Origin of the sequence: Streptomyces sp. NBC_01689 (assembly GCF_036250675.1) — a bacterium.
Classification (GTDB): domain Bacteria; phylum Actinomycetota; class Actinomycetes; order Streptomycetales; family Streptomycetaceae; genus Streptomyces.
Genome location: NZ_CP109592.1, coordinates 1,060,591 through 1,079,380 on the forward strand (window position 1 = coordinate 1,060,591; position 18,790 = coordinate 1,079,380).

Sequence of the window (18,790 nt, forward strand, 5' to 3'; positions counted from 1 at the left end):
ACCATGAAACGACACCTCGCCGCCAGCGCCGCCGCCCTGCTACTCACCGCCTGTCTCTCTGCCTGCTCCAGCAGCAGCCCCGCGATCACCAACGACAAGCCGAAAGCCCCGGCTTCCCACGCGGTTGCTGCGAGCAGCCAACCAGCCAAGCCTGCGGCCAAGAAGCTGCCCACGACGCAGGCCCGGAAGAAGGCCGCAGCTGTCCTGGAGAAAGAGGACCAGGACTTCCGCACCTTCCTCGCCAAGGGCGAAGACGTCACCGGCACACCAGAGTTCACTGTTTGGTACCAGAAGGCGACCGTCGGTCTGGACATGAAGCAGACAGCTTTCGACAAAGCGGATGCCTACTTCACCGCCGACAACGAACCGACCAAGCTCCTCGAACAGTGGCGTTCGAATAACGGGGAAGCCAACGCGAAGATCACGCAGTACGCCATGGACGGCACGAGCCCGTCCGCCCCCGACGCGACGACACGGAAGGACGCAGCCGACGCGCGAGCGGCGTTGGCGAAGGCGGACAAGGACGCGGAGAAGATTGCCAGCGGAAGCTGATCCCTGTCGGGGCATATTGACGATGGCTGACACGGACCACATGGTGGTGCGGCTGCGGGAAGCGAGGCGGCTCGGTCGGCGCGCAACATTCCGGCATCGGCAAGGCGGTGCTGGCCGATGGTGCCCGCGAGCACCACGTACCAGGATCTTCCTGGGATCGTCGTGCGCCGCGTGTGGCTTGAGACACAGGCGCCAGCGCCGTTCAAGGTCAAGGGTCACCGCTTCGAACTCGGGGAGATCGAGGCGATCCTGGCCTGTCGGAGTGACGTCGCGGACCCCGTGCGCGTTATCACCAGGGATCCAGAGGGGGGGCGACTGCCTGGCCGTGTTCGTCACCGCCGCGTCCGGCGCCGTCCCGGATCCGCACGACTTCGTGCGCCGCTGCCGGGACTTCCTTGTCGGGATACATGATCCTCGAGCACGTCGAGGTGTTGCCCGACGCCGGCAAGAAAATCGCAGGCCGCAAGCGCCACATCGGGGTCGATACCCTCGGCCTGCTGCTGGCGGTCTGGGTCACCGCGGCGAGCGTCTCCGACAACGTCGGCGGCATACACCTGATGTCCCACATGGCCGCCACTCATCCACGCGTGACGAAAGCATGGGCCGACACCGGCTACCGCACCAAAGCCATCGACCACGGCGTCCGACTCGGCATCGACGTCGAAGTTGTCCAACGCAAGCCGGGCGTCAAAGGCTTCAAGGTGATCCCGCGGCGCTGGATCGTCGAGCGCACCTTCGGCTGGCTCATGCATCACCGCCGCCTGGCCCGCGACTACGAAACCCACCCGCACCGCTCCGAAGCCATGATCCACATCGCCATGACCGACCTGATGAGCCGCAGACTCACCCGCGAATCCACCCCCAACTGGCGCGACACCTGAACCTCGAACCAAACAACCTCGCCGGGACAAAACACTGAGCGTTTTCAGCGTGGTGCCTGATCGGGTGACGGGGTGGTGCGGGGTCGAGGTGCGCAACGAGCAGGGCTCCCGTGCCGTTGAGTGAGGTGTTCGACGTCTCAACTCAGCAGCACAGGAGCCCATCGCGTCGACCACACGGCGCCGGGGCCACTTCTCCGGGGCGCCACCCTTGGGGGTCTGGCATGCGGGAACGGGGAGAAGGGGCTCCAGCAGGAACCATTCCACGTCACTGGTGTCGGAGGGGTAGCGGTAGTTCGGCAGCATCACGAGGGTGGGGCCGCGATCTGAGGGTCAGGAGCCAACTGCGGTGCGGTCGCGGCCTGTTGCCTGCCTTCCTGCTCTGGTTCACTCCAGGTTGGCCAGCAGCTGAAGGGTGGACTCGATCGCGCCCATCTGCGCCATGACGGTGCGGATATAGGGGTCGTCGGGGGTCTTGGTCTGGTGCGGTAGGAGGATCCCGGCGATGAAGTTGGCGACGCGGTGGTGCACGGTGCCGAAGAAAGCCCGCTCGTAGCCGATCCACACCTCCGGCGCGTCGTCCAGCAGCCGATATCCCCACTTCCTGTCCCAGGTCACGGGCGGCAGACCACGCGCGGCGGCGACCTGGCGCAGGTGCGCGAGCCCGGTGTGGATCTGCGCGCGGGTGCGTTCGGTGGCGGCCATCAGCTGGGTGACGGTCAGTCCGGCGGGGCGGGCCTCCTGCAGGGCGCTGAGGATCGCTTCGGCGTGGACGTGAGCGGGGACACCCCGCCCCATCGCCTATGTCGACGCCTACGCCGCCGCCACCGCGGTGCTCTCCGGCCGCGCCAACGGCACCCCGAAGGACCGCGACGGCACGGTCGAGGCAATCCGCACACTCCGCGTGGTATGTGGCAGCGCCATCAAGGCCCGCACCCAGACCATCAACCAGCTCAAATCACTGATCATCACCGCGCCTGCGGCGACGCGCGAAGCACCGCGCTCACTGACCACCACCGAGGGAGCGCTGCTCGAGCGCGTGGCACGAGCGGCCCGGGAAATCGCCGTCGCGGCCGCCGGCAGGGAGCCGCCCGCACTCGTGGACCCGTGCCGCCATCCCGTGCCGTTCGAGCAACTGCTGGGCGGGGGGAGCGGGGAGGCGGCGCCGGCTCCCCGGCACACACGGCAACGGACCGCGCACATGAGGTCGCTGCGACACACATCACCCTTTCCCGGGCCGCATTAGACAGACAGGTCTGTCTAACATGATGACGTCCGCTCAGCCGTATCCGGAAAGAGACCCATGAGCCACGCATCCTCCACGCGTCCGCCCACCTCGCCGAGTACTCCGGCCAAGGCGTCCGGCGCGCACGCGGCGCCGCGGCGCCGGGTCCTCGGTCTCGGGCCCAAGGCCTCCATCGGACTGCTGGCATCGATCCTCATATCGCTGCTGGCGTCGTCCAGCGCCCCCACCCCGCTCTACGCGATCTACCAGCAGCACTGGGGCTTCTCCCCCATCACCATCACCATCGTCTTCGGCACCTACGCGGTGGCCGTCCTGGCCGCCCTCCTGGTCTTCGGCAGGGTCTCCGACCAGGTGGGCCGGCGCCCGGTGCTGCTGATGGCCCTCCTCGTGCAGATCCTGGGGATGGTCGTGTTCATCACCGCCGGGGACGTGGCGACGTTGCTGGTCGGCCGAGTCCTGCAAGGTCTGAGCACCGGCGCGGCAGTCGGCGCGCTCGGCGCCGGAATGCTGGACATTGACGCACGCAAGGGCAGCTTCCTGAACTCCTTCGCCCCCACGATGGGAACTGCGAGCGGAGCCTTCGCCTCGGGACTGATCGTGCAGTACCTGCCCGCCCCCACCCATCTCGTCTACGTGGTGCTCCTCGGTGTCTTCGTCGTACAGGGGCTGGGCGTACTCGCTCTGAACGAGACGGTGACCCGCAAGCCGGGCGCACTGGCCAGCATGGTTCCCGAGTTCAAGCTGCCCAGGTCCGCCCGCGCGTCGGTGGCCATCGCCGCACCTGTGATCTTCGCGGTATGGGCTCTGGCCGGCCTGTACGGCGCACTCGGCCCGGCCATCACCCGGACCCTGGTGCACTCCGACTCCGTCGTCTGGGGCGGACTGCCGCTGTTCGTCATCGCGGGCTGCGCCGGCCTTTCGGTCATCGCGATGCGCAGCGCGGCGACCCGGACCATGATGCTCATCAGCATCGGCACCCTGGTCGTCGGCGTGACGATCACCCTCGTTTCGATCGGCTCGGGCACCGGCGGCTCGCTCTCCGTGATCGGCTTCTTCGTGGGCGGCGCGATCTCCGGCGTCGGCTTCGGAAGCGGGTTCCAGGGCGGCATCCGGCTGGTCATTCCGCAGGTGGAGCCGCATGAGCGCGCCGGTGTCCTGTCCCTGCTGTATGTCGTGTGCTACGTGGGCCTGGGCGTGCCGGCCGTGATCGCCGGCGTCCTGGTCGTGCACGGCGGCGGACTGGTCCAGACCTCCCGGGAGTACGGCATCGCCGTCATCGTGCTGGCTCTGGCTGCCCTGGCGGGACTGCTGACCCGCGGCTGCCAGGTCGACACGGTGCAGCGGGTGACGGTGGTGCGTTCCCAGGACATCCCGTCCGAGGCGGCCCCGGTGGCCCAGCCCTCAGAGGTATGACGGAAACCTCCGGCACTACAATGAACAGGTCTGTCTGAAAGGTGTGGCCATGGCGACCAGAACCGCGACCAAGCCGTCCGCACGCGAGCGGCTCCTCGAAGCGGCCAACGAGCTCTTCTACGGTGAAGGCGTGCAGACCGTCGGCATCGACCGCGTCATCGAGCACGCCGGGGTGGCCAAGGCATCCCTCTACAACACCTTCGGAAGCAAGGAAGGGCTGGTCTGCGCCTACCTCGAGCTGCGCTTCGCGCGGATGAGGGACCGGATCACCACGGCCCTGAACCGCTTCCGCACCCCGCGCGAGCAGTTGCTCGGTGTCTTCGACGCCCTGGACGAGGCGATCAACGACCCCTCATACAACGGCTGCGCCTTCGTACGGGCCACCGCCGAGACCGCCGAGGACAGTTTCATTCGCCGGGTCGCGGACGACTACCGCCTCTGGATCCGCGGCCTGTTCACCGAACTCGCCGCGGCATCCGGCTACGCCGCCCCCGAGGTACTGGGCCGGCAGCTGCACTTGCTGTACGACGGGGCGGGACAGTCGGCCCGGATGGACCGCGACCTGTCCGCCGCCACGACCGCCCGCGCCGCGGCGGCCGTCCTGATCGACGCGGCACAACCGGCCGCGGGCACTCCGTGACCTACCTGCGCCCGGCGCCGAGGGCGCAGGCGGGGACAGGTAGACCTCAGTCGCGATCCGACCGGCTGACGATCACGGCCCACACCGTCCCCGTGGTCACTCCGTACTCGCCCATCGCCGACTTCGGCTGCGCGCCGACGGTGCAGGACCTCGCCTGGTCACCGGCTGCCTGACGATTCGACATACCCCGTACGAGCAGTCGCACCACTTCGCACTCGCGGGGCGTGAGCCGGTTCCCGTATCAGCGGCGACCGCTACGCCGGCGTTCGCCGCGCACCGCGCGAGCACACCGCTCGGCACCTTCCGCGGCCCGTGCCTCGTGGCCAGGAAGCGGAGGCCGGGCCGCCCGTGCCGTCTCACCCCTTGCCGGTAACGCCGGCCCGGCCTCCCCGCGGACGTCGGCGCAGATCGCCCGGCATTCCGCGAGAGCGGCCTGTGCGGCAGGCCGTTCCGTCCGCCAAGGCCGTGCGCAAGGGCCGCGACGGCGCCCTCCGGCTGCGTGCGCGGTCCAGGAGCCGACAGCGCGGCAACCCGCACAGGTGCGATCTCGGTCACCCAGGAGCATCGGCCCGGAGGCCGCCGACACACCTCGCAAGCGATGGGAATGCCGGGCAGGGAGTGCCATACTCCTCGCACAGAATGATCAGCAAGTGAATTGGCCAACACATTCCATTGCATGGTCAAGCATTCATATACGTTTGGGGCGAGCCCCCCGAGCGGACTCGCCCCAGTGGGCGCCGAGATGACTTCTCGTCACATGCCGCCGCTCGGCCGCATCCCTGACGGCCGCCTCCCGCACGACCCCCGCCGGCCTTCGCCGCCACCCTCCTCGTCGGCGGCCGGGCGACCTTCCTGCGTCACCTGCTTGACCGGTTACGCATGATGATGCCATGATCTCACCGGTTGAACCGGTGACGCACACATCGCGAAACCTCCCACCCGCGAATAGAAGAAGCAAACATGGATCTGAAACTCGAAGTTGTGGTGCTGCCCGTCTCCGACGTCGACCGGGCCAAGGCCTTCTACGAGCAGGCGGGCTTTCGTCTCGACGTCGACTACGTCGCCGACGACACCTACCGCGTGGTGCATCAAATAGCGAGTCGCCAGCGTCTACCCATTACGCGTAGCAGTTCGCGGTCAAGCGCCACCTGCTCCGCCGACTGAATGGATGCTAGCACTACTTGATCCGTCAATTTTTGACCTGAGAAGGCGGGATTCCTGGGCATTATTCAGATCATCCATTTTTGTTTTAGTTGACCGCAACGTGCCACTGTGCGCAGTTGAGGCGGTGTGCGGTGCGTTATGCGCGCTTGCTCCTCGTGTGCCACGTCAGAGTTACTACGCTGGTAGTCAGCTTGATTTGTTCACGCGCCATTCACTAAGTTTTCTTGCCCATCCGCTAGGAGTGCGTTTGATTTGGCCAGTCGGGGTGCTGAAGTCATCTCTTCTATAGCAGTTGGACGCACTGAACGCGGGGTGCCGGGGTAGGCGACCTACTTTTCGCGACATTCAGCCTTCACTGTCGGCAGTCCACCCTCGTGTCCGGTTATGCCGGTCTCGGCCGCATCCTCTCCTGCGCATGACTTCAGGCCTGGGGTGGCCTCTCGCTCATCAAGCTGATCGGAGCATGCGCTGCACGCTCACTACTTAGACCGTGTCCTATGTGGGGTTGGGTCGTTGGGCTTGGTTATGGGGCGGGGTACGTGGAGTTGGATTGTTCCGGACGGGTTGTGGGAGATCGCGGAGCCGCTGATCCCGCCGTCGAAGGTGCGGCCGCAGGGCGGCGGTACGCAGGACACGCCTGATGAGACGCTGTTCGCGGCGATCATCTATGTGCTGGTCAGCGGGTGCGCCTGGCGGGCTCTGCCGCCGTGCTTCGGGATATCGAAGTCGACCGCGCACCGTCGGTTCCTGATCTGGTCGCGGGCGGGTGTGTGGGGCCGGCTGCACGAGGAGATCCTGCACCGCCTGGACGACGCCGGTCTGCTCGACCTCTCCCGAGTCGTCCTCGACTCCGCTCATGTGCGGGCGAAAAAAGGGGCGAACTCACAGGTCCGAGTCCCGTGGACCGGGGCAAGCCGGGTTCCAAGATGCACGTTCTGTCGGACGCGAACGGACTGCCCACCGTCGTCGGCCTCTCGGCAGCCAACACCCACGACAGCCTCGCCCTCAAGCCCATGATCATGGGTCACCAAACGAGACACGACCCCCACCGTGGCCGGTACTTCAAGCCCCGACGTCTCCACGCAGACAAGGCCTACGACATCCCCCACCTGCGAAAATGGCTGTGGGGAAAGCACATCGGTGTCCGTATCGCCCGCAAGGGAGTCGAGTCCAGCGAACGATTGGGGCGCCGACGCTGGGTCATCGAACGGACCATGTCCTGGCTGACCGGCTACCGCAGACTCAACCACCGTTACGAACGCCACCCCCGCAACTACCTGGCCTTTCTCGGCCTTGCTGCCGCCCTCTGCTGCTACAAAAAGCTCGTTCGCCTCACCACGTAGGACACGGTCTTAGTGCTAACGGTCCGCAGTGATCGGTGGTGGCCGGTCGTGATGTACATCCCGCGGCGGCTCCTGGCCGGCGGCTGAATCTTCCTGTCAGCACTCTGTGAATTCAAGGAAGCTCGCCTGCCAGATGCCCAAGGGTAGGGCATATCGGACCCGTTGCATCATGCAGTGACATCGGCGGCACGGCGATCCGCCAACTTGACTGGGCAATTAGTTTTCCATCTACTTGCTGTAGCAAGTACATGTCCGGGTCTGTCTCGAACTCCCTCCCGGGAGCGAGGACTTACCTGCCCGAGTGACGCATCGCACGGCGCGGAGCAGATGCAGTAGGAGCTCACGCCGCTTGAACGCGGAGGGACCACGCGCTGAGGGCCTCCTCCCGCCCTGCGGGCTTCACCCGCAACTCTGGAGTGGAAGTGAAGAAGGAACAGCTGTTCACCGGCTCGAAGGCTTCGTCGAAGGGCGTCACGGAGGTGGCTGAGTTCGCCTGGTCGTCTCCGCTCGGCTCGTACGTGCTCGACACCCTGCCGATAGACCTGACGGCCGTTGAGGACGGGCGCATGACGTACGGACAGCTAGCCGAGAAGCACGACGGGGTTCTGAGCGCTCTTGGTGCGGATGCCCTCGTCGTGGACGACCTGCCGCAAGCGTGCGCGATCCAGCTCGACCTCCTGTTCATGCGTGGGGGCTTCCTGCCGGCCGGGCCCCACATAGCCCCCCGCGCCGTGATGGATGCCATACGCGCCCAGTGTGCGAGGTTCCCGAGCCTTGACCCACACATGAGCTATGAACTCCTGATAGACGTCAACAGCACCGAATGGAACCGCAGCGGAAATATGCGGGTCTTCACCGAGGGGGAGCTCGGCCTGCTTGAAAGAGACTTTTACCTCGGCCACCATCTGGCCGAGCCGACCATCAGGGCCGCTGCCGATTCCATACTGACGCTGATCCATGAGCCGGACGCGGTCGACAAGACCGAAGTCCTCGAAGGTGCCGTGCGGGACCTGGACGACTTCAGGCTCTACATGGCGCAGTACAACCGGCTCCCGAGCGACGCTTTCAACTCCTTCCGCCGGTACCACATGGGGCATCCCGGAGGTCCCCGCGGAGCCAGCGGCGCGTTCATGCCCAGTGTCCAGCTGCTGGAGCTCGCCCTTCTGTCACCGACCGCGGAGCACGGCGTCTACCTCGATCAGTCGATGCCCTACTTCCCCCTGTGGTCCCGCTCGCTCATCGCGGAGGCGCGCGAGACGTCCACGCGGGGTGACAACGTTGTCCAGTCTGTTCTTGACGGCCGTTTGAAGCTCGACCATGAAGGCATCTCTGCGCTGCTCGCGGTGATCGACAAGTTCGCAGACTTTCGCATGGTTCACCTCGGAGTCACCAGGAAGGCGATCCCGGAAGCGTTTCCGCCGGGGAGCACCGTCACGCGGCGGGGGATTGCCCAGCAGGCGGGCGAGGCCGACATCCTCAACGAGGACAACCTGGGTACCTCAGGGTTCAGCGTCCGCAACGTGCTCACCAACTCCGTGTACAGGTTGCTGGCAGCCCGTCGGAGCATCGCTTCGCATGCGGAGGCCGCGGCTGACGAGCGGAGGAAGTGACGTGCCTGAGTTCCAGGTGGCTGTCGTTGACGCTTTCGGGGCTACCTCCGGCTTCGCGGCCGCCTTCGGTGCAGTCGGCGGAGGCGTGATCCAGGTGCAGAGCACGGTTGATCTGCTTCCCGGCGTCACTCCCGTCGACCCGGCGAAGTTCAGCCACACCGTCGTCCACGACGGAGATACCGATGCCCTTACCGAGAAGATCGCGGCCCTGCGGCCGCGCGCTGTGCTCGCAGGCCGCGAATCGGGGGTGGAACTCGCCGATCTGCTCTCCGAGCGGCTGGGTCTGCCGTCCAACGGCACCGAGCTCAGCACGGCTCGGCGGGACAAATTCACGCAGATCGAACGCATCAGATCCTGCGGTCTTCCCGCCATGCGGCAGATCCGAACCGACGACGAAACCGAGCTACAGGCATGGCACCGGCAGGTGGGGGGTCCGGTCGTGGTCAAGCCGCTCCGTAGCGGCGGCGGCGACGGGGTGCGATTCTGCGACTCTCCCGAGGAGTCGGCTATCGCCCTGGCCCAGGTCAGGAACCGCACATCCTCCCTCGGCGAACCGATCAGCCACGTGGTCGCCCAGGAGTACCTGGTCGGTGCGGAGTACATCGTGAACACCGTCAGCTGCGAAGGCCAGCACCAGGTCACCGACGTGTGGAGTACCGACCGCATCACCGCGAACGGCGTCAGAGACCTGGTGGTCGCGCAGGTCCTGCTCCCGGCCGACGATTCCGTGACCGGCGAATTGGTGCCCTTCGCCCACCAGGTGCTGGACGCGCTGGGGATTCGCTACGGTGCGGCGCATCTTGAGATCAAGTTGACGCCCGACGGTCCGCGATTGGTCGAAGCCGGCGCCCGCCCCTCCGGGCTCCCCTACTTCGTTGCGGACGTCATAGGTGAGGGCCAACTCGAGTGGTCGGTCGATGCTTTCGTCCGGCCCGACCGCTTTCGGGCCCGCGTCGGCAGGGCATATCAGCGGCGCAGCGCGTTCGCCTGGGCGGCCCTGGCCTCCCCTGTCTCCGGTCGCCTGGTGCGGTACTGCGCCCTCGACGAGGTCAGGCGTCTTGAGAGCTTCGATGATCTGACCGTGATCGTCAAACCGGGGGAAGTCATCACTGCGACCACGTGGGATCTGGAGTACCCCGTCACCCTGACGTTGCGTCACTCTGTGGACGCCGTGCTGGGGCGTGACCTGAACACCCTGCGCTTCCTGGACGGCGCGGGAATGTACGAGATCATCCCGGGCTGATCCCCTCACCCGCATAGAGCACCGGATGCTTTGGTGTGGCGCGGGCACGGGCTGCCGCAGGCTGCCGTGCCCGCGTCGCGTTGCCTGCGGGGAGCTGCTATCGGGTGCTCTCGGCCGCGTCCTCGATGAGGCGGGCGACCGCCAAGGGCTTGGAGACCGAGACGGCGTGGGAGGCATCGAGTTCCACGGTGCTGGCGTTGGCGCGCTCGGACATGAACCGCTGAGAGGCCGGCGGGATGTTGTAGTCCGCGGTGGCGACCAGGCTCCAGGTGGGGATCGATTGCCAGGCGGTCGCGTTGGCTCCCTCCTCCAGGGCTGCGGCGGCGATCGGCCGCTGCGTGGTCGCCATCAGGTCGGTGGCGGTGTGCGGCACGTCTGCGGCGAACTGGTCGTGGAACTTGTCGGTCTTGATGTAGAGGTCGGTCCCGGTTCCGCCGTCAGGCGTCGGGAAAGGAACGGCGTTGAGCGCCGAGGCGAGCGTGCTCCCGGGGAACCTGTTCGACAGTTCCAGGGCGCTCTCGCCCCTCTCAGGAATGAAAGCAGCGATGAACACGAGTGCCTTGACCCTTGTCTGCCCTGCAGCAGCCTCGCTGATCACGGCGCCGCCGTAGGAGTGGCCAGCGAGCACGACGGGGCCTTCCACGCTGTCCACCACGCTGGCGATGTACGCGGCATCACTGGCCAGGCCTCGCAGTGGGTTGGCCGGTGCCAGCACCGGATACCCCGCCTTCCGCAGGTGCCCTATGACACCGTTCCAACTGGAAGAGTCCGCGAACGCGCCGTGCACGAGCACGATCGTGGGTCGGTTCGCGGCGGGACGGACAGTGACGTCGTTCATGTCGTTCTCCCTGAAAGTCGAGATTCTCTGCCGGTTCGCCGTGGGCGCTGCCCACAGAGAGAAATCTAGCCACGATGTTCGTCGTGTGCAACTCAGTTGCGCACAACTTAATTGTTCGGCACCTCGCCCGCTCGCATCGTCGTCATGCCGACCAGCACAGCCATGGACTGGAGATACATCGCCTCGACGCCGGTTCCCTACCGCAGACGAAGCCCCTGCACTGACGTCTCGGACCCAGAAGCCGCCATGAGTGCGTTCAGTCCAGCCTCGAACCTGAATCCCGACGCAGGGCCTGCACCGCTCCGCAGGCCCGGAACCGACTGCGTCAGCGCGGTTGACACCTTTGCTGAGCCAGGCACGATTCGGCCGCAGAGTTGAACATGCAGTGCGCGGCGCGGCCGGATCGGTTCGCGCTGTGGCCTGACCACCCCAAGAGGCCTTCAGACCACACGTCTGTCAGCGGAGCTCGACGGAGTAGTTGCTTCCGGAGAATTCCCAGCCGTCGGTGCCTTCGCCGATGTCGGCGACGATGATGTCGTCGATGAAGCGGTCTTCGAAGTCGTCGTCGCGCAGGTCGCCTGCGAGCCAGAGGGCTTCGATGTCGCTCCAGTCTCCGCGGCTTGCGTCGATGCGGAGGGGTGCGGCTCGGCGGGTGCCGCGTTCGCGTTCGTCGGCGCCGGTCTTGACGAGGCCGCTGATCTCGAACTGACCGTCCTTCACCACGTCAGGGATGGGGTCGGCGGGGACGATGGCGACGTTCTCGTACGCAGTATGGATGAGGTCCCGGTAGGAGCGGCGGACGTTGTACTCGGCGTCCGACAGCCACTTGAACAAGGTCTCGGGCCGGACGTCGAGACCGGCGGCGTCGAGGGCTTCGTAGCCGCGGCGAGTACCGGTGAGCTGACTCAGCTGGGCGTGCCAGTGCTTGGCGCTGTAGGAGGCGAGGCGGTGGCGGGGGGTGACCTGCGCGCGTAGCAGGTCGTTGAGGGCGGCGCCGTGTCCGGTGGGTCCGGCCATCAGTCGTCACCTTCCGGGATGAACGTGCCGGGCTGGATGAACTTGGCCTTTACCTCGCCGAACCCGGTCCCGATCCGGTACGTGTCGGGCGCCGTCTCGTCGGGGACCCAGAAGATCGCGGCATCCACATTGCGCAGGGCGATGAGCCGGTTACCTGCCTGAACGGCCTTGAAGGCGACGGTCCAGTGGCGGACCGAGGCTTCGGCGACCATGCTCATGCGCCAGTCCGGCCGCCAGAACGGGGAGCGCGAGTCGGGCCGTTTGGGCCACAGCAGGCGCAGTGCGATCGACAGGCGGGTCTTGTAGTTCTTGTACGGTTCGCCGCCGACTTTGATCAGGTCGGTGCGGGCGGACCTGGCAGCTTCGTAGAACGGCTTGAACAGCGACTCGTTGATCTTGCCCGTCCACGAGTCGTGGATGACGACCGCTTCGGCGAGGTGGCCGTCGCGGTAGAGGCGTTCGAGCTGCTTGAGGTGGGGGGTGGTCACCCACACCCGTCCCTGCTTGTCGGGCCGCTCGATGATCCGGCCCAACGGGTGCGGCATGTCCGTGCGCGTCCAGGCGGGGATCTCGATGAGGTAGATGCCGGCCTTGGTCTTGTCGAACGCCTCCAGCGGACCGGTGTGCAGGAGCCTGTTCGGGGCGAGCGGGACCGCGGAGCAGGCGGAGGGGAAGGAGCCGTTGCGGTCGATCAGGCACATCAGACCGTCGCCGAACGAGGCGGGGACGTCGAGCTGGTGGCGGAGACCTGCAGCGCCTGTTGCAACGGCAGCCGTGGTCTGTCGAGCCGCTGCCGGCCTGGAGCTCGCACGAGAACTCGTGGCGGCTGTCTTCCCGCCCTGATTCGCCGGGCTGGGTAGCTGCGGACCAGCGGGATTACGGCGTACTGCGGGCGAGGGAAGTCGAATTGGCCGCCTTGATCGTCTGTCATGCCTTCTGGGCGACGGTCGAGCCGGCCGAGCGGTCCACCGCACGCAGTCAGCTCAAGCACTACCGCGAACACGCGCTCGCGGCATAAGCCACCACGGCCGCCATAGGGGCCTCTAGGGGAGTTCATGACGCCATAGGATCCGGCTATGGCCATCTGCTGAAGGTCTTGGAAGACGGACCCGAATTGCTTTAAATGGAATGGAGTTGTCGCCACAAAGCAATGGAAGTAAACGCCACAGGGATCGGTGAGCCCGGGCTCACACGGTAGATACTCAGTTCCTCACCGAGACGGAGCGCGTGCCCAGATTGCGCCAAGTGATTGCGCCCAAAATCGGGAATAGGACCATGATGATCAGCCATCCGGCCTTGGGTAGCAAGCGGATGTTCGCCGTAGGTGTCCTGAAGCAATCAATTAGGGCGTAAACGTACAACGCTGCAACTATTAGGTAGATTGCATAGACCAGTACTGAGGTCATTGGATGCCTTGCTGTGCCTGGGGCGCCTGCCCGCGTGTGTGCGGCACTGACTGGCCCCACTCTCTTCCTGGCCATGATAATGCGCGTGACACGGTGAGCTGACCAGCCCGTTCTCGCGCGCTTGCAGCCGGAGACCCGCGACCTATAAGGGGACGGGTCGTCGATGAGCGTGCACCTCGAAGCGTCTGAGGGCAGGGGGACCACATCCCACGCGTGCTCGTCGGCTTGGTGCGGAGTATCGGGCGAGGCTCCGCTGGCAGCTGACCGTCGACGACCGGGAACGCGCCGCCCTGGCCCTGGCCGAAGGGTGCGGCCAGCAGCCGGTGGAGTACGAACCGGCACCCTAGCCCGGCGTCACGGGCCGCGTAGCCGGGTAGCGGTCACGACGGCGTGCCGGGTGGTTCCCGCCGCGATTTCGACGACCGCCGTTCCGTGGGGAACGGCGGTGTAGGGCAGACCGGCGCTGGTGCGCCCTGTCGGTCCCGGCCCGGCGGCCGCCAGGAGCCGGCCGATCCGCGCGGCGAGTGGCGTGGCGAGTCTCTGGGTCAGTGCGGTTCGTCCGTCGGGGAGTTGGACGGCCAGGGCGCGGGGCCGTGCGGCTGGGCCGGTATAGCCGACGACCTCGGCGTCGACGGTTTCCGCGTGCCGGATCTTCTGCCACGCGCTGCTGCGGCCGGCGCGGTATGGGGAGGCGGCGCGTTTCGCGACAAGCCCGTCGACTCCCTGGCCCTGGAGGGTGTTGTACCAGGTGAGCGCCATGTGCCGGTCGTTGGTGGCGGACACGGCCTGGATCGGCGAGTTGGCGGGCAGTGCGGACAGGACATCGAGGAGGGCGGCGCGCCTCTCGCGGTACGGGCGCGCACGAACGTCTCCGAAGGGCAGGGGCAGCTGCAGGGCGTCCCAGACTATGTAGTGCGCGGGGCGCCGGCTGGCCAGGAGGCGGGCTCGGGATGGTGAGGATGCGGCCCGGCCCTGCGCGGCCTCGAAGCTGATCCGGCCGTCCTCGGTGACGATGACGGCTTCCCCGTCGAGGACGGTCCCGGGCGGGAGCGCCAGGCTGGCGAGGGCGAGGTCGCCCCACACCGCGGTGACGTCACGTCCCGAGCGGGCCTGCAGCCGCACCCCGCCATCGGTCCGCCACATGACCGTGCGATGCCCGTCGACCTTCATCTCGAACACCCACCCCGCCCCGGTCGGCAGTGCCGGAACAGGCTGGGCGAGGGCAACGGACACGGGCCAGTCCACCCGTCCAGCCTGCGACGACCGCAGCCGTGCTGCTCGCAGGGCGCTCCGGGAAGCAGACTCGCGGCCCGGCTCCTACGCTGGTGGGGCTCGGGGCCGTCATGGAGGTCCGTCATGCCCCGACCCTTGTGGAGCGGTGCCATCAGCTTCGGCCTGGTGACCATCCCGGTAAAGCTGGTCAGTGAGCCCTTTCCAACCTGACGCCCTGGTCCGGTAGTTGGGCTGACAACGTGGTGAAGCCCCTGGTAGATGGGTTTTCGACCAAGAGAACCGTCTCCACCAGAGGCTTCACGTGCTTGTCTACCCGTCGGGCGTCGACGTGTCCAGCTCCGCCCTCCGCTTCCTCACGCAGCAGTTCCGGCAGCACCGCCGTACGATCGGCTCCCGCCGGCGGCGCCTGAGCGCCGGCCGCCAGGCTCTGCTCACACTCGCCCACCTGCGGATGGGGCACACGTATGCCCAGCTTGCGGCCGGGTTCGGCGTCGGCACCACGACGGCCTACCGCTATGTCACCGAGGCTGTCGAGCTCCTGGCCGCTCTCGCCTCCGGCCTGGCCGACGCGGTGAGGACCGCATCGGTGAAGGCGTATCTGATCCTGGACGGCACGCTCCTGCCGATCGACCGCATGGCTGCAGACCGGCCGTTCTACTCCGGCAAACACAAGAAGCATGGGATGAACGTGCAGGTCATCGCCGACCCTTTCGGCCGACTGCGGTGGGCCTCACCGGCCCTGCCCGGCGCCGTCCACGACATCCGCGCGGCTCGCGAACACGGCATCGTCGACGCCCTCGCCCAAGCCGACATCCCATGCTGGGCCGACAAGGGTTACCGAGGTGCCGGCGGCGCGGTCCGCATCCCGTGCTGGGGACGGTGGGAGACCCTCTCCGCAGGCCAGAAGGCGGTGAACCGGTCCCACGCAAAGATCCGGGCCCTCGTCGAGCAGGCCGTCGCCACCCTCAAGTCCTGGCGGCTCCTCCGCAAACTCCGGTGCTCGACCACCCGGATCACCAAACTCGTCCAGGCCGTCCTGACCCTTCATCTGACCAGCTCAGAGTGAGGGTGGAAAAGGCTCAGTCTCCGCTCTGCTCGGGCCCGGCAACGCAGGCAGCAACACGGCCGCCGTCCACATCACCACCACCCAACCGGCTCTGACTCAACTGCTCGGGTCCTACCAACGCGAACCGGACGCGCATCGGCAACGACTGCGCCGACGGCACCCACGGCTTCGTGAGCTGGCTCGCCGATGGCTCTCCTGCTCCGTCGGCATTACTATCACCAACACCTTGCGCGTACTCGTAACGCTGCTCACGGCATGCACACCGGCTGTCGAGGCCGACGTCCGAGACGCCGCCTGGGCTGCAATATCGAGGCTACTTTCCCGATCGCTTCACAAATGCACAAAACGACGCGGTGCCCTCATGCGTGCGCGACTCCCGCCAGAAGGCCGGACCGTGCGGAGAATCTTCATGGGGAGCTAGCAGGGGGTCCGAGTGCCGAGCCGATGTCCTGCTGCGCCCAGATTGTTTTCCCTACCTCGTGATACCTGGTACCCCAGCTGTCAGCAATAGTTGCAATAATGAAAAGACCTCGACCACCCTCATCTATCGTACGTGCGTGTTTGAGGTGAGGTGCATTGTTGCCGGCGTCACGGACCTCGCACGTCAGACGGTTGTCCAGAATGAGGCGCAATCGATAGGGCGGCGTCCCATAGCGGACTGCATTCCCGACGAGCTCACTGACGATGAGTTCCGTGGTGAAAGCCGCATCCTGGTCGACGTTCCAATCCTCGAGCTTTCTGCGCGTCGCGTCGCGCGCCTTCGGAGCAGCCGCAAATTCATCATCGAATCCCAGGGTGAGTACTCGATCGGCAGGCAGTCCTTTTGCTCGAGCCAGCAACAGGAGCTTCTCGGTGTCGGCCTTGTCTCCCAGAATGTAGGAAAGCTCGTCGCACACCTCCTCCAAGCGCCGATCTGTGCTGGTACGGACGAGCCCGCGTATCTGGTCTGAAGTCTCTAGTATATCTTCGTTTCCTATTGCCAGGGTGCTGCCGGCGGGAAGCTCGATTGTGGCGGCAGGGAAAGGGGAATGATCGTTTCCCGCGAGCAACGGTCCTGCTGGAACCGCAATGTCGCCCGAATCGCCGTTCGGCAGCGTTAGATACGGTTGCGTCAGGCCAGCCCGGACAAACGTGCACGTTTGATCGACCGCGTCGTAGACTGCAATAAGGCATCCTGCGGTCAGCGGTTCCCGGTGTTGCGGATCCCCGGCCGGAAGGGCTGCACGCTCGGTGGCCAAGCGAGTGGCGGTGTCGTTAAGCCGAGCCATAAGCTCGTCTGGTTCGAGATCCATCGCCGCTAGTGAGTGGATTACTGTACGCAACTGGCCCATAGTCGTGGCAGTAGAAATACCCCGCCCGGCTACGTCACCGAGAATTAGAGCTGTCCTACCACCTGCCAACTCGATGACATCAAACCAGGCGCCGCCGCCTCCTTGGCCTGGAACGTGGAGGTGAGAGACAGCCGCGGTGGACGGTGCTACCGGTCTCTGCGGTAGCAGTCGCCGCTTCAAAGTAGCAGCAATAGTCCGCTCCCGCGTGTAGCGCCTTGCATTGTCGATGTGAACAGCCGCATGGCAACAGATGTCTTCCGCCACTGCAATATCTTCCTCGTCAAAAGGCTCTTCATCTCTGTGTCGGTAGAAGCTGACCAATCCCAGAGCCTGCCCTCGAATAGCTAGCGGAGCGACAATCAGAGAATGAGCATTTGACCTTGCGATGGCGTTGGCGCGAGCCGGATCAGCAGGCAGCCACGGGCTGTCCTTCTCCACGCGAACTAGCCGCGCCCGCAAGTCGATGAGAACCAGCGAGAAAGGGGTGCCCGCTGGCAACTGGCGCACGTCGCCCACTGAGTACGCCGACACCAAGCCTTGGAATGCGGTACGCCGCAGCGGCACGTCCTGATCTACCGGGGCGACAGGCGGCTCATCGCCGCGTATGACGTCGTCGATAACCTCGATCACCACGATTCCCGCAAATGCAGGCACTACAGCGTTGGCAAGTTCCCTGCAAACAGCTGTGACTTCGAGTTGCTCGCCAGCAACGCTCCTCAGCTGCTCGAGGACAAAGATGGACTGGAGCGCTCGTTCACGAGCCGTCACATCAACGGCGGAAGCGACGATGCCGAGGATCTCGCCATTCTCTCCTTCAAGACGCACATACGAGAGAGCGAGGGACCTTCTCCTGACACCATTCCTGTGTGCCGTCCGCACGACGCGATTGAGCACTGGCACTCCTGTGGTGAGAACCTGGTGTGCTATTTTCCGCTCCCCTGCCGGGTCCTCTAGTCCAATAGTGGGGAAGGTTTCACCGATCGAAGAGCCGCTTTCATAGACAGGAGATCGACGTACGGCGTCATTGACCCGGACGATGCGCAACTCCTGGTCAAGCAGATATAGACCAAGCGGGGAGTGGGTGAACAATGCTCGCAAGATGGAAAGATCGCCAGCGGATATAAGGTCGGACTCTGCTATTCTCACCTCCCAGGTAAGCGCTGCACCGGAAAGAACCGGTCTTACCGTCAGCGAGTCGCAGGCCGCAAGAGGAATCACCGGCTCTTCATCATTCGTCCCTCTCAGTAGTCGAGTTACGTCAGATCCGATTACCCGTGATTGAGGCCGCCCGAATAGTCTCGCGGCTGCGAGGGACCAACTGACGATGCGACCGTCGCCATCAATTCGCATCAGTAGATCGTCGCTGGACATTTGCACCACGCCTCCACTTCGGCCACTTGAACCGGATTGCGACGCAGCGATAACCTCCGGGCTGAGGCCGTTTCGGACAGTCCCGAAAAATTATGCGGGCGGCCGCCGTGCCATTCGACCTGCTGCTGATCATCAGAATGAGCCCCGAGTCGGAAATGCCGGACGCCTTCGAGGACCACTACCAGTCGTGCTCGCTGTGTGCAGTGCCGAGCATCTTGTGGAGGTCGTATCCACGCATCACCATTGGCTGCCCCCTTCAACGGAGGGCGGATGCACGACGATCGGCGCACTGCTCACCTCATTCAGCTTGCCTCCTGCCTGATCTCCGAGCAACCAGAGACTGCCTCCAGGCCATTCACCGGGCAACTGAGCACCGCGCGCGACCTTCCCTACGCGCTGGAGCTGGCAGGCGTACCGCTGGTGAGGGAGCAGTTCTGGG

The 18,790-nt window shown here is 65.7% G+C and carries 16 protein-coding genes and 3 pseudogenes; 10 read left to right on the top strand and 9 right to left on the bottom strand.

Going from position 1 to position 18,790, the window contains the following annotated elements:
* Positions 1-3: 3 nt before the first annotated feature.
* Positions 4-552: a hypothetical protein gene (locus OG776_RS04340; RefSeq protein WP_329319029.1), complete on the top strand. Its 549-nt coding sequence runs from the start codon at positions 4-6 to the stop codon at positions 550-552.
* Positions 553-989: 437 nt separating this feature from the next.
* Positions 990-1,433: pseudogene (locus OG776_RS04345) on the top strand (transposase); the annotation flags it as partial.
* A 384-nt stretch (positions 1,434-1,817) separates the two neighbouring features.
* Here OG776_RS04345 and OG776_RS04350 read toward each other — a convergent pair.
* The gene (locus tag OG776_RS04350; protein WP_329319030.1) at positions 1,818-2,228 is read right to left on the bottom strand and encodes a RacP protein; all 411 of its coding nucleotides are present in this window, start codon (positions 2,226-2,228) and stop codon (positions 1,818-1,820) included.
* 34 nt (positions 2,229-2,262) lie between these two features.
* On the opposite strand from OG776_RS04350, the gene OG776_RS04355 reads away from it, so the two are divergent.
* From OG776_RS04355 to OG776_RS04365, 3 genes are read left to right on the top strand one after another with little or no spacing between them, the layout of a single operon-like run.
* Entirely contained in the window at positions 2,263-2,676 is a 414-nt protein-coding gene (locus tag OG776_RS04355) for a hypothetical protein (RefSeq protein WP_329319032.1), read from the top strand.
* 57 nt (positions 2,677-2,733) lie between these two features.
* The gene (locus OG776_RS04360) at positions 2,734-4,089 is read left to right on the top strand and encodes an MFS transporter (RefSeq protein ID WP_329319034.1); all 1,356 of its coding nucleotides are present in this window, start codon (positions 2,734-2,736) and stop codon (positions 4,087-4,089) included.
* Between the two features lie 49 nt (positions 4,090-4,138).
* Positions 4,139-4,729, top strand: a complete 591-nt coding sequence (locus OG776_RS04365) for a TetR/AcrR family transcriptional regulator (protein WP_329319036.1) — start codon at positions 4,139-4,141, stop codon at positions 4,727-4,729.
* Positions 4,730-4,775: 46 nt separating this feature from the next.
* On the opposite strand, the gene OG776_RS04370 is transcribed toward OG776_RS04365, so the two are convergent.
* Positions 4,776-4,913, bottom strand: a complete 138-nt coding sequence (locus OG776_RS04370) for a hypothetical protein (protein WP_329319038.1) — start codon at positions 4,911-4,913, stop codon at positions 4,776-4,778.
* 776 nt (positions 4,914-5,689) lie between these two features.
* On the opposite strand from OG776_RS04370, the pseudogene OG776_RS04375 reads away from it, so the two are divergent.
* The 4 genes and pseudogenes from OG776_RS04375 to OG776_RS04390 form a co-directional block, all read left to right on the top strand.
* A pseudogene (locus OG776_RS04375) lies at positions 5,690-5,818 on the top strand (VOC family protein); the annotation flags it as partial.
* Between the two features lie 600 nt (positions 5,819-6,418).
* Positions 6,419-7,236 (top strand): IS5 family transposase gene (locus OG776_RS04380; RefSeq protein ID WP_329319040.1). Its coding sequence is split into 2 segments (ribosomal slippage): positions 6,419-6,767 and positions 6,767-7,236, totalling 819 coding nucleotides; the frame shifts between segments, so codons are not numbered across the junction.
* A gap of 422 nt (positions 7,237-7,658) precedes the next feature.
* Positions 7,659-8,846, top strand: a complete 1,188-nt coding sequence (locus OG776_RS04385) for a hypothetical protein (RefSeq protein WP_329326333.1) — start codon at positions 7,659-7,661, stop codon at positions 8,844-8,846.
* 1 nt (position 8,847) lies between these two features.
* On the top strand, positions 8,848-10,089 hold the full coding sequence (locus tag OG776_RS04390; protein ID WP_329326335.1) for an ATP-grasp domain-containing protein: 1,242 nt from the start codon (positions 8,848-8,850) through the stop codon (positions 10,087-10,089).
* A 97-nt stretch (positions 10,090-10,186) separates the two neighbouring features.
* Here the strand turns inward: OG776_RS04390 and OG776_RS04395 are convergent, their stop codons facing one another.
* From OG776_RS04395 to OG776_RS04410, 5 genes are all read right to left on the bottom strand, one after another.
* Positions 10,187-10,927: an alpha/beta fold hydrolase gene (locus tag OG776_RS04395; protein WP_329326337.1), complete on the bottom strand. Its 741-nt coding sequence runs from the start codon at positions 10,925-10,927 to the stop codon at positions 10,187-10,189.
* Positions 10,928-11,383: 456 nt separating this feature from the next.
* Entirely contained in the window at positions 11,384-11,944 is a 561-nt protein-coding gene (locus OG776_RS04400; RefSeq protein ID WP_329326338.1) for a hypothetical protein, read from the bottom strand.
* Positions 11,944-12,645: a hypothetical protein gene (locus tag OG776_RS04405; protein ID WP_329326340.1), complete on the bottom strand. Its 702-nt coding sequence runs from the start codon at positions 12,643-12,645 to the stop codon at positions 11,944-11,946. The genes OG776_RS04400 and OG776_RS04405 overlap by 1 nt, the downstream gene beginning before the upstream one ends.
* A gap of 501 nt (positions 12,646-13,146) precedes the next feature.
* Positions 13,147-13,425, bottom strand: coding sequence for a PLD nuclease N-terminal domain-containing protein (locus OG776_RS42355; protein WP_443077199.1), 279 nt, complete (start codon positions 13,423-13,425; stop codon positions 13,147-13,149).
* A gap of 279 nt (positions 13,426-13,704) precedes the next feature.
* Positions 13,705-14,583: an ATP-dependent DNA ligase gene (locus tag OG776_RS04410; RefSeq protein WP_329326341.1), complete on the bottom strand. Its 879-nt coding sequence runs from the start codon at positions 14,581-14,583 to the stop codon at positions 13,705-13,707.
* A gap of 301 nt (positions 14,584-14,884) precedes the next feature.
* Here OG776_RS04410 and OG776_RS04415 point away from each other — a divergent pair, with 301 nt between their 5' ends.
* The gene (locus OG776_RS04415; protein ID WP_329326343.1) at positions 14,885-15,649 is read left to right on the top strand and encodes a transposase family protein; all 765 of its coding nucleotides are present in this window, start codon (positions 14,885-14,887) and stop codon (positions 15,647-15,649) included.
* A gap of 407 nt (positions 15,650-16,056) precedes the next feature.
* On the opposite strand, the gene OG776_RS04420 is transcribed toward OG776_RS04415, so the two are convergent.
* Together OG776_RS04420 and OG776_RS42360 are read right to left on the bottom strand one after the other, a co-directional pair.
* Positions 16,057-18,069 (bottom strand): ATP-binding SpoIIE family protein phosphatase, encoded by a 2,013-nt coding sequence (locus tag OG776_RS04420; RefSeq protein WP_329326344.1) that lies wholly within the window; start codon positions 18,067-18,069, stop codon positions 16,057-16,059.
* Positions 18,070-18,213: 144 nt separating this feature from the next.
* Positions 18,214-18,351, bottom strand: a pseudogene (locus tag OG776_RS42360) (PAS domain-containing protein); the annotation flags it as partial.
* Between the last annotated feature and the right edge of the window lie 439 nt (positions 18,352-18,790).

Excerpts from the sequence above, each read along its gene's own strand:
- OG776_RS04405 (WP_329326340.1), bottom strand. The coding sequence starts at position 12,645 with ATGTGCCTGATCGACCGCAACGGCTCCTTCCCCTCCGCCTGCTCCGCG.
- OG776_RS04340 (WP_329319029.1), top strand. The coding sequence starts at position 4 with ATGAAACGACACCTCGCCGCCAGCGCCGCCGCCCTGCTACTCACCGCC.
- OG776_RS04365 (WP_329319036.1), top strand. The coding sequence starts at position 4,139 with ATGGCGACCAGAACCGCGACCAAGCCGTCCGCACGCGAGCGGCTCCTC.
- OG776_RS04370 (WP_329319038.1), bottom strand. The coding sequence starts at position 4,913 with ATGTCGAATCGTCAGGCAGCCGGTGACCAGGCGAGGTCCTGCACCGTC.
- OG776_RS04400 (WP_329326338.1), bottom strand. The coding sequence starts at position 11,944 with ATGGCCGGACCCACCGGACACGGCGCCGCCCTCAACGACCTGCTACGC.
- OG776_RS04360 (WP_329319034.1), top strand. The coding sequence starts at position 2,734 with ATGAGCCACGCATCCTCCACGCGTCCGCCCACCTCGCCGAGTACTCCG.
- OG776_RS04395 (WP_329326337.1), bottom strand. The coding sequence starts at position 10,927 with ATGAACGACGTCACTGTCCGTCCCGCCGCGAACCGACCCACGATCGTG.
- OG776_RS42355 (WP_443077199.1), bottom strand. The coding sequence starts at position 13,425 with ATGGCCAGGAAGAGAGTGGGGCCAGTCAGTGCCGCACACACGCGGGCA.
- OG776_RS04350 (WP_329319030.1), bottom strand. The coding sequence starts at position 2,228 with ATGGGGCGGGGTGTCCCCGCTCACGTCCACGCCGAAGCGATCCTCAGC.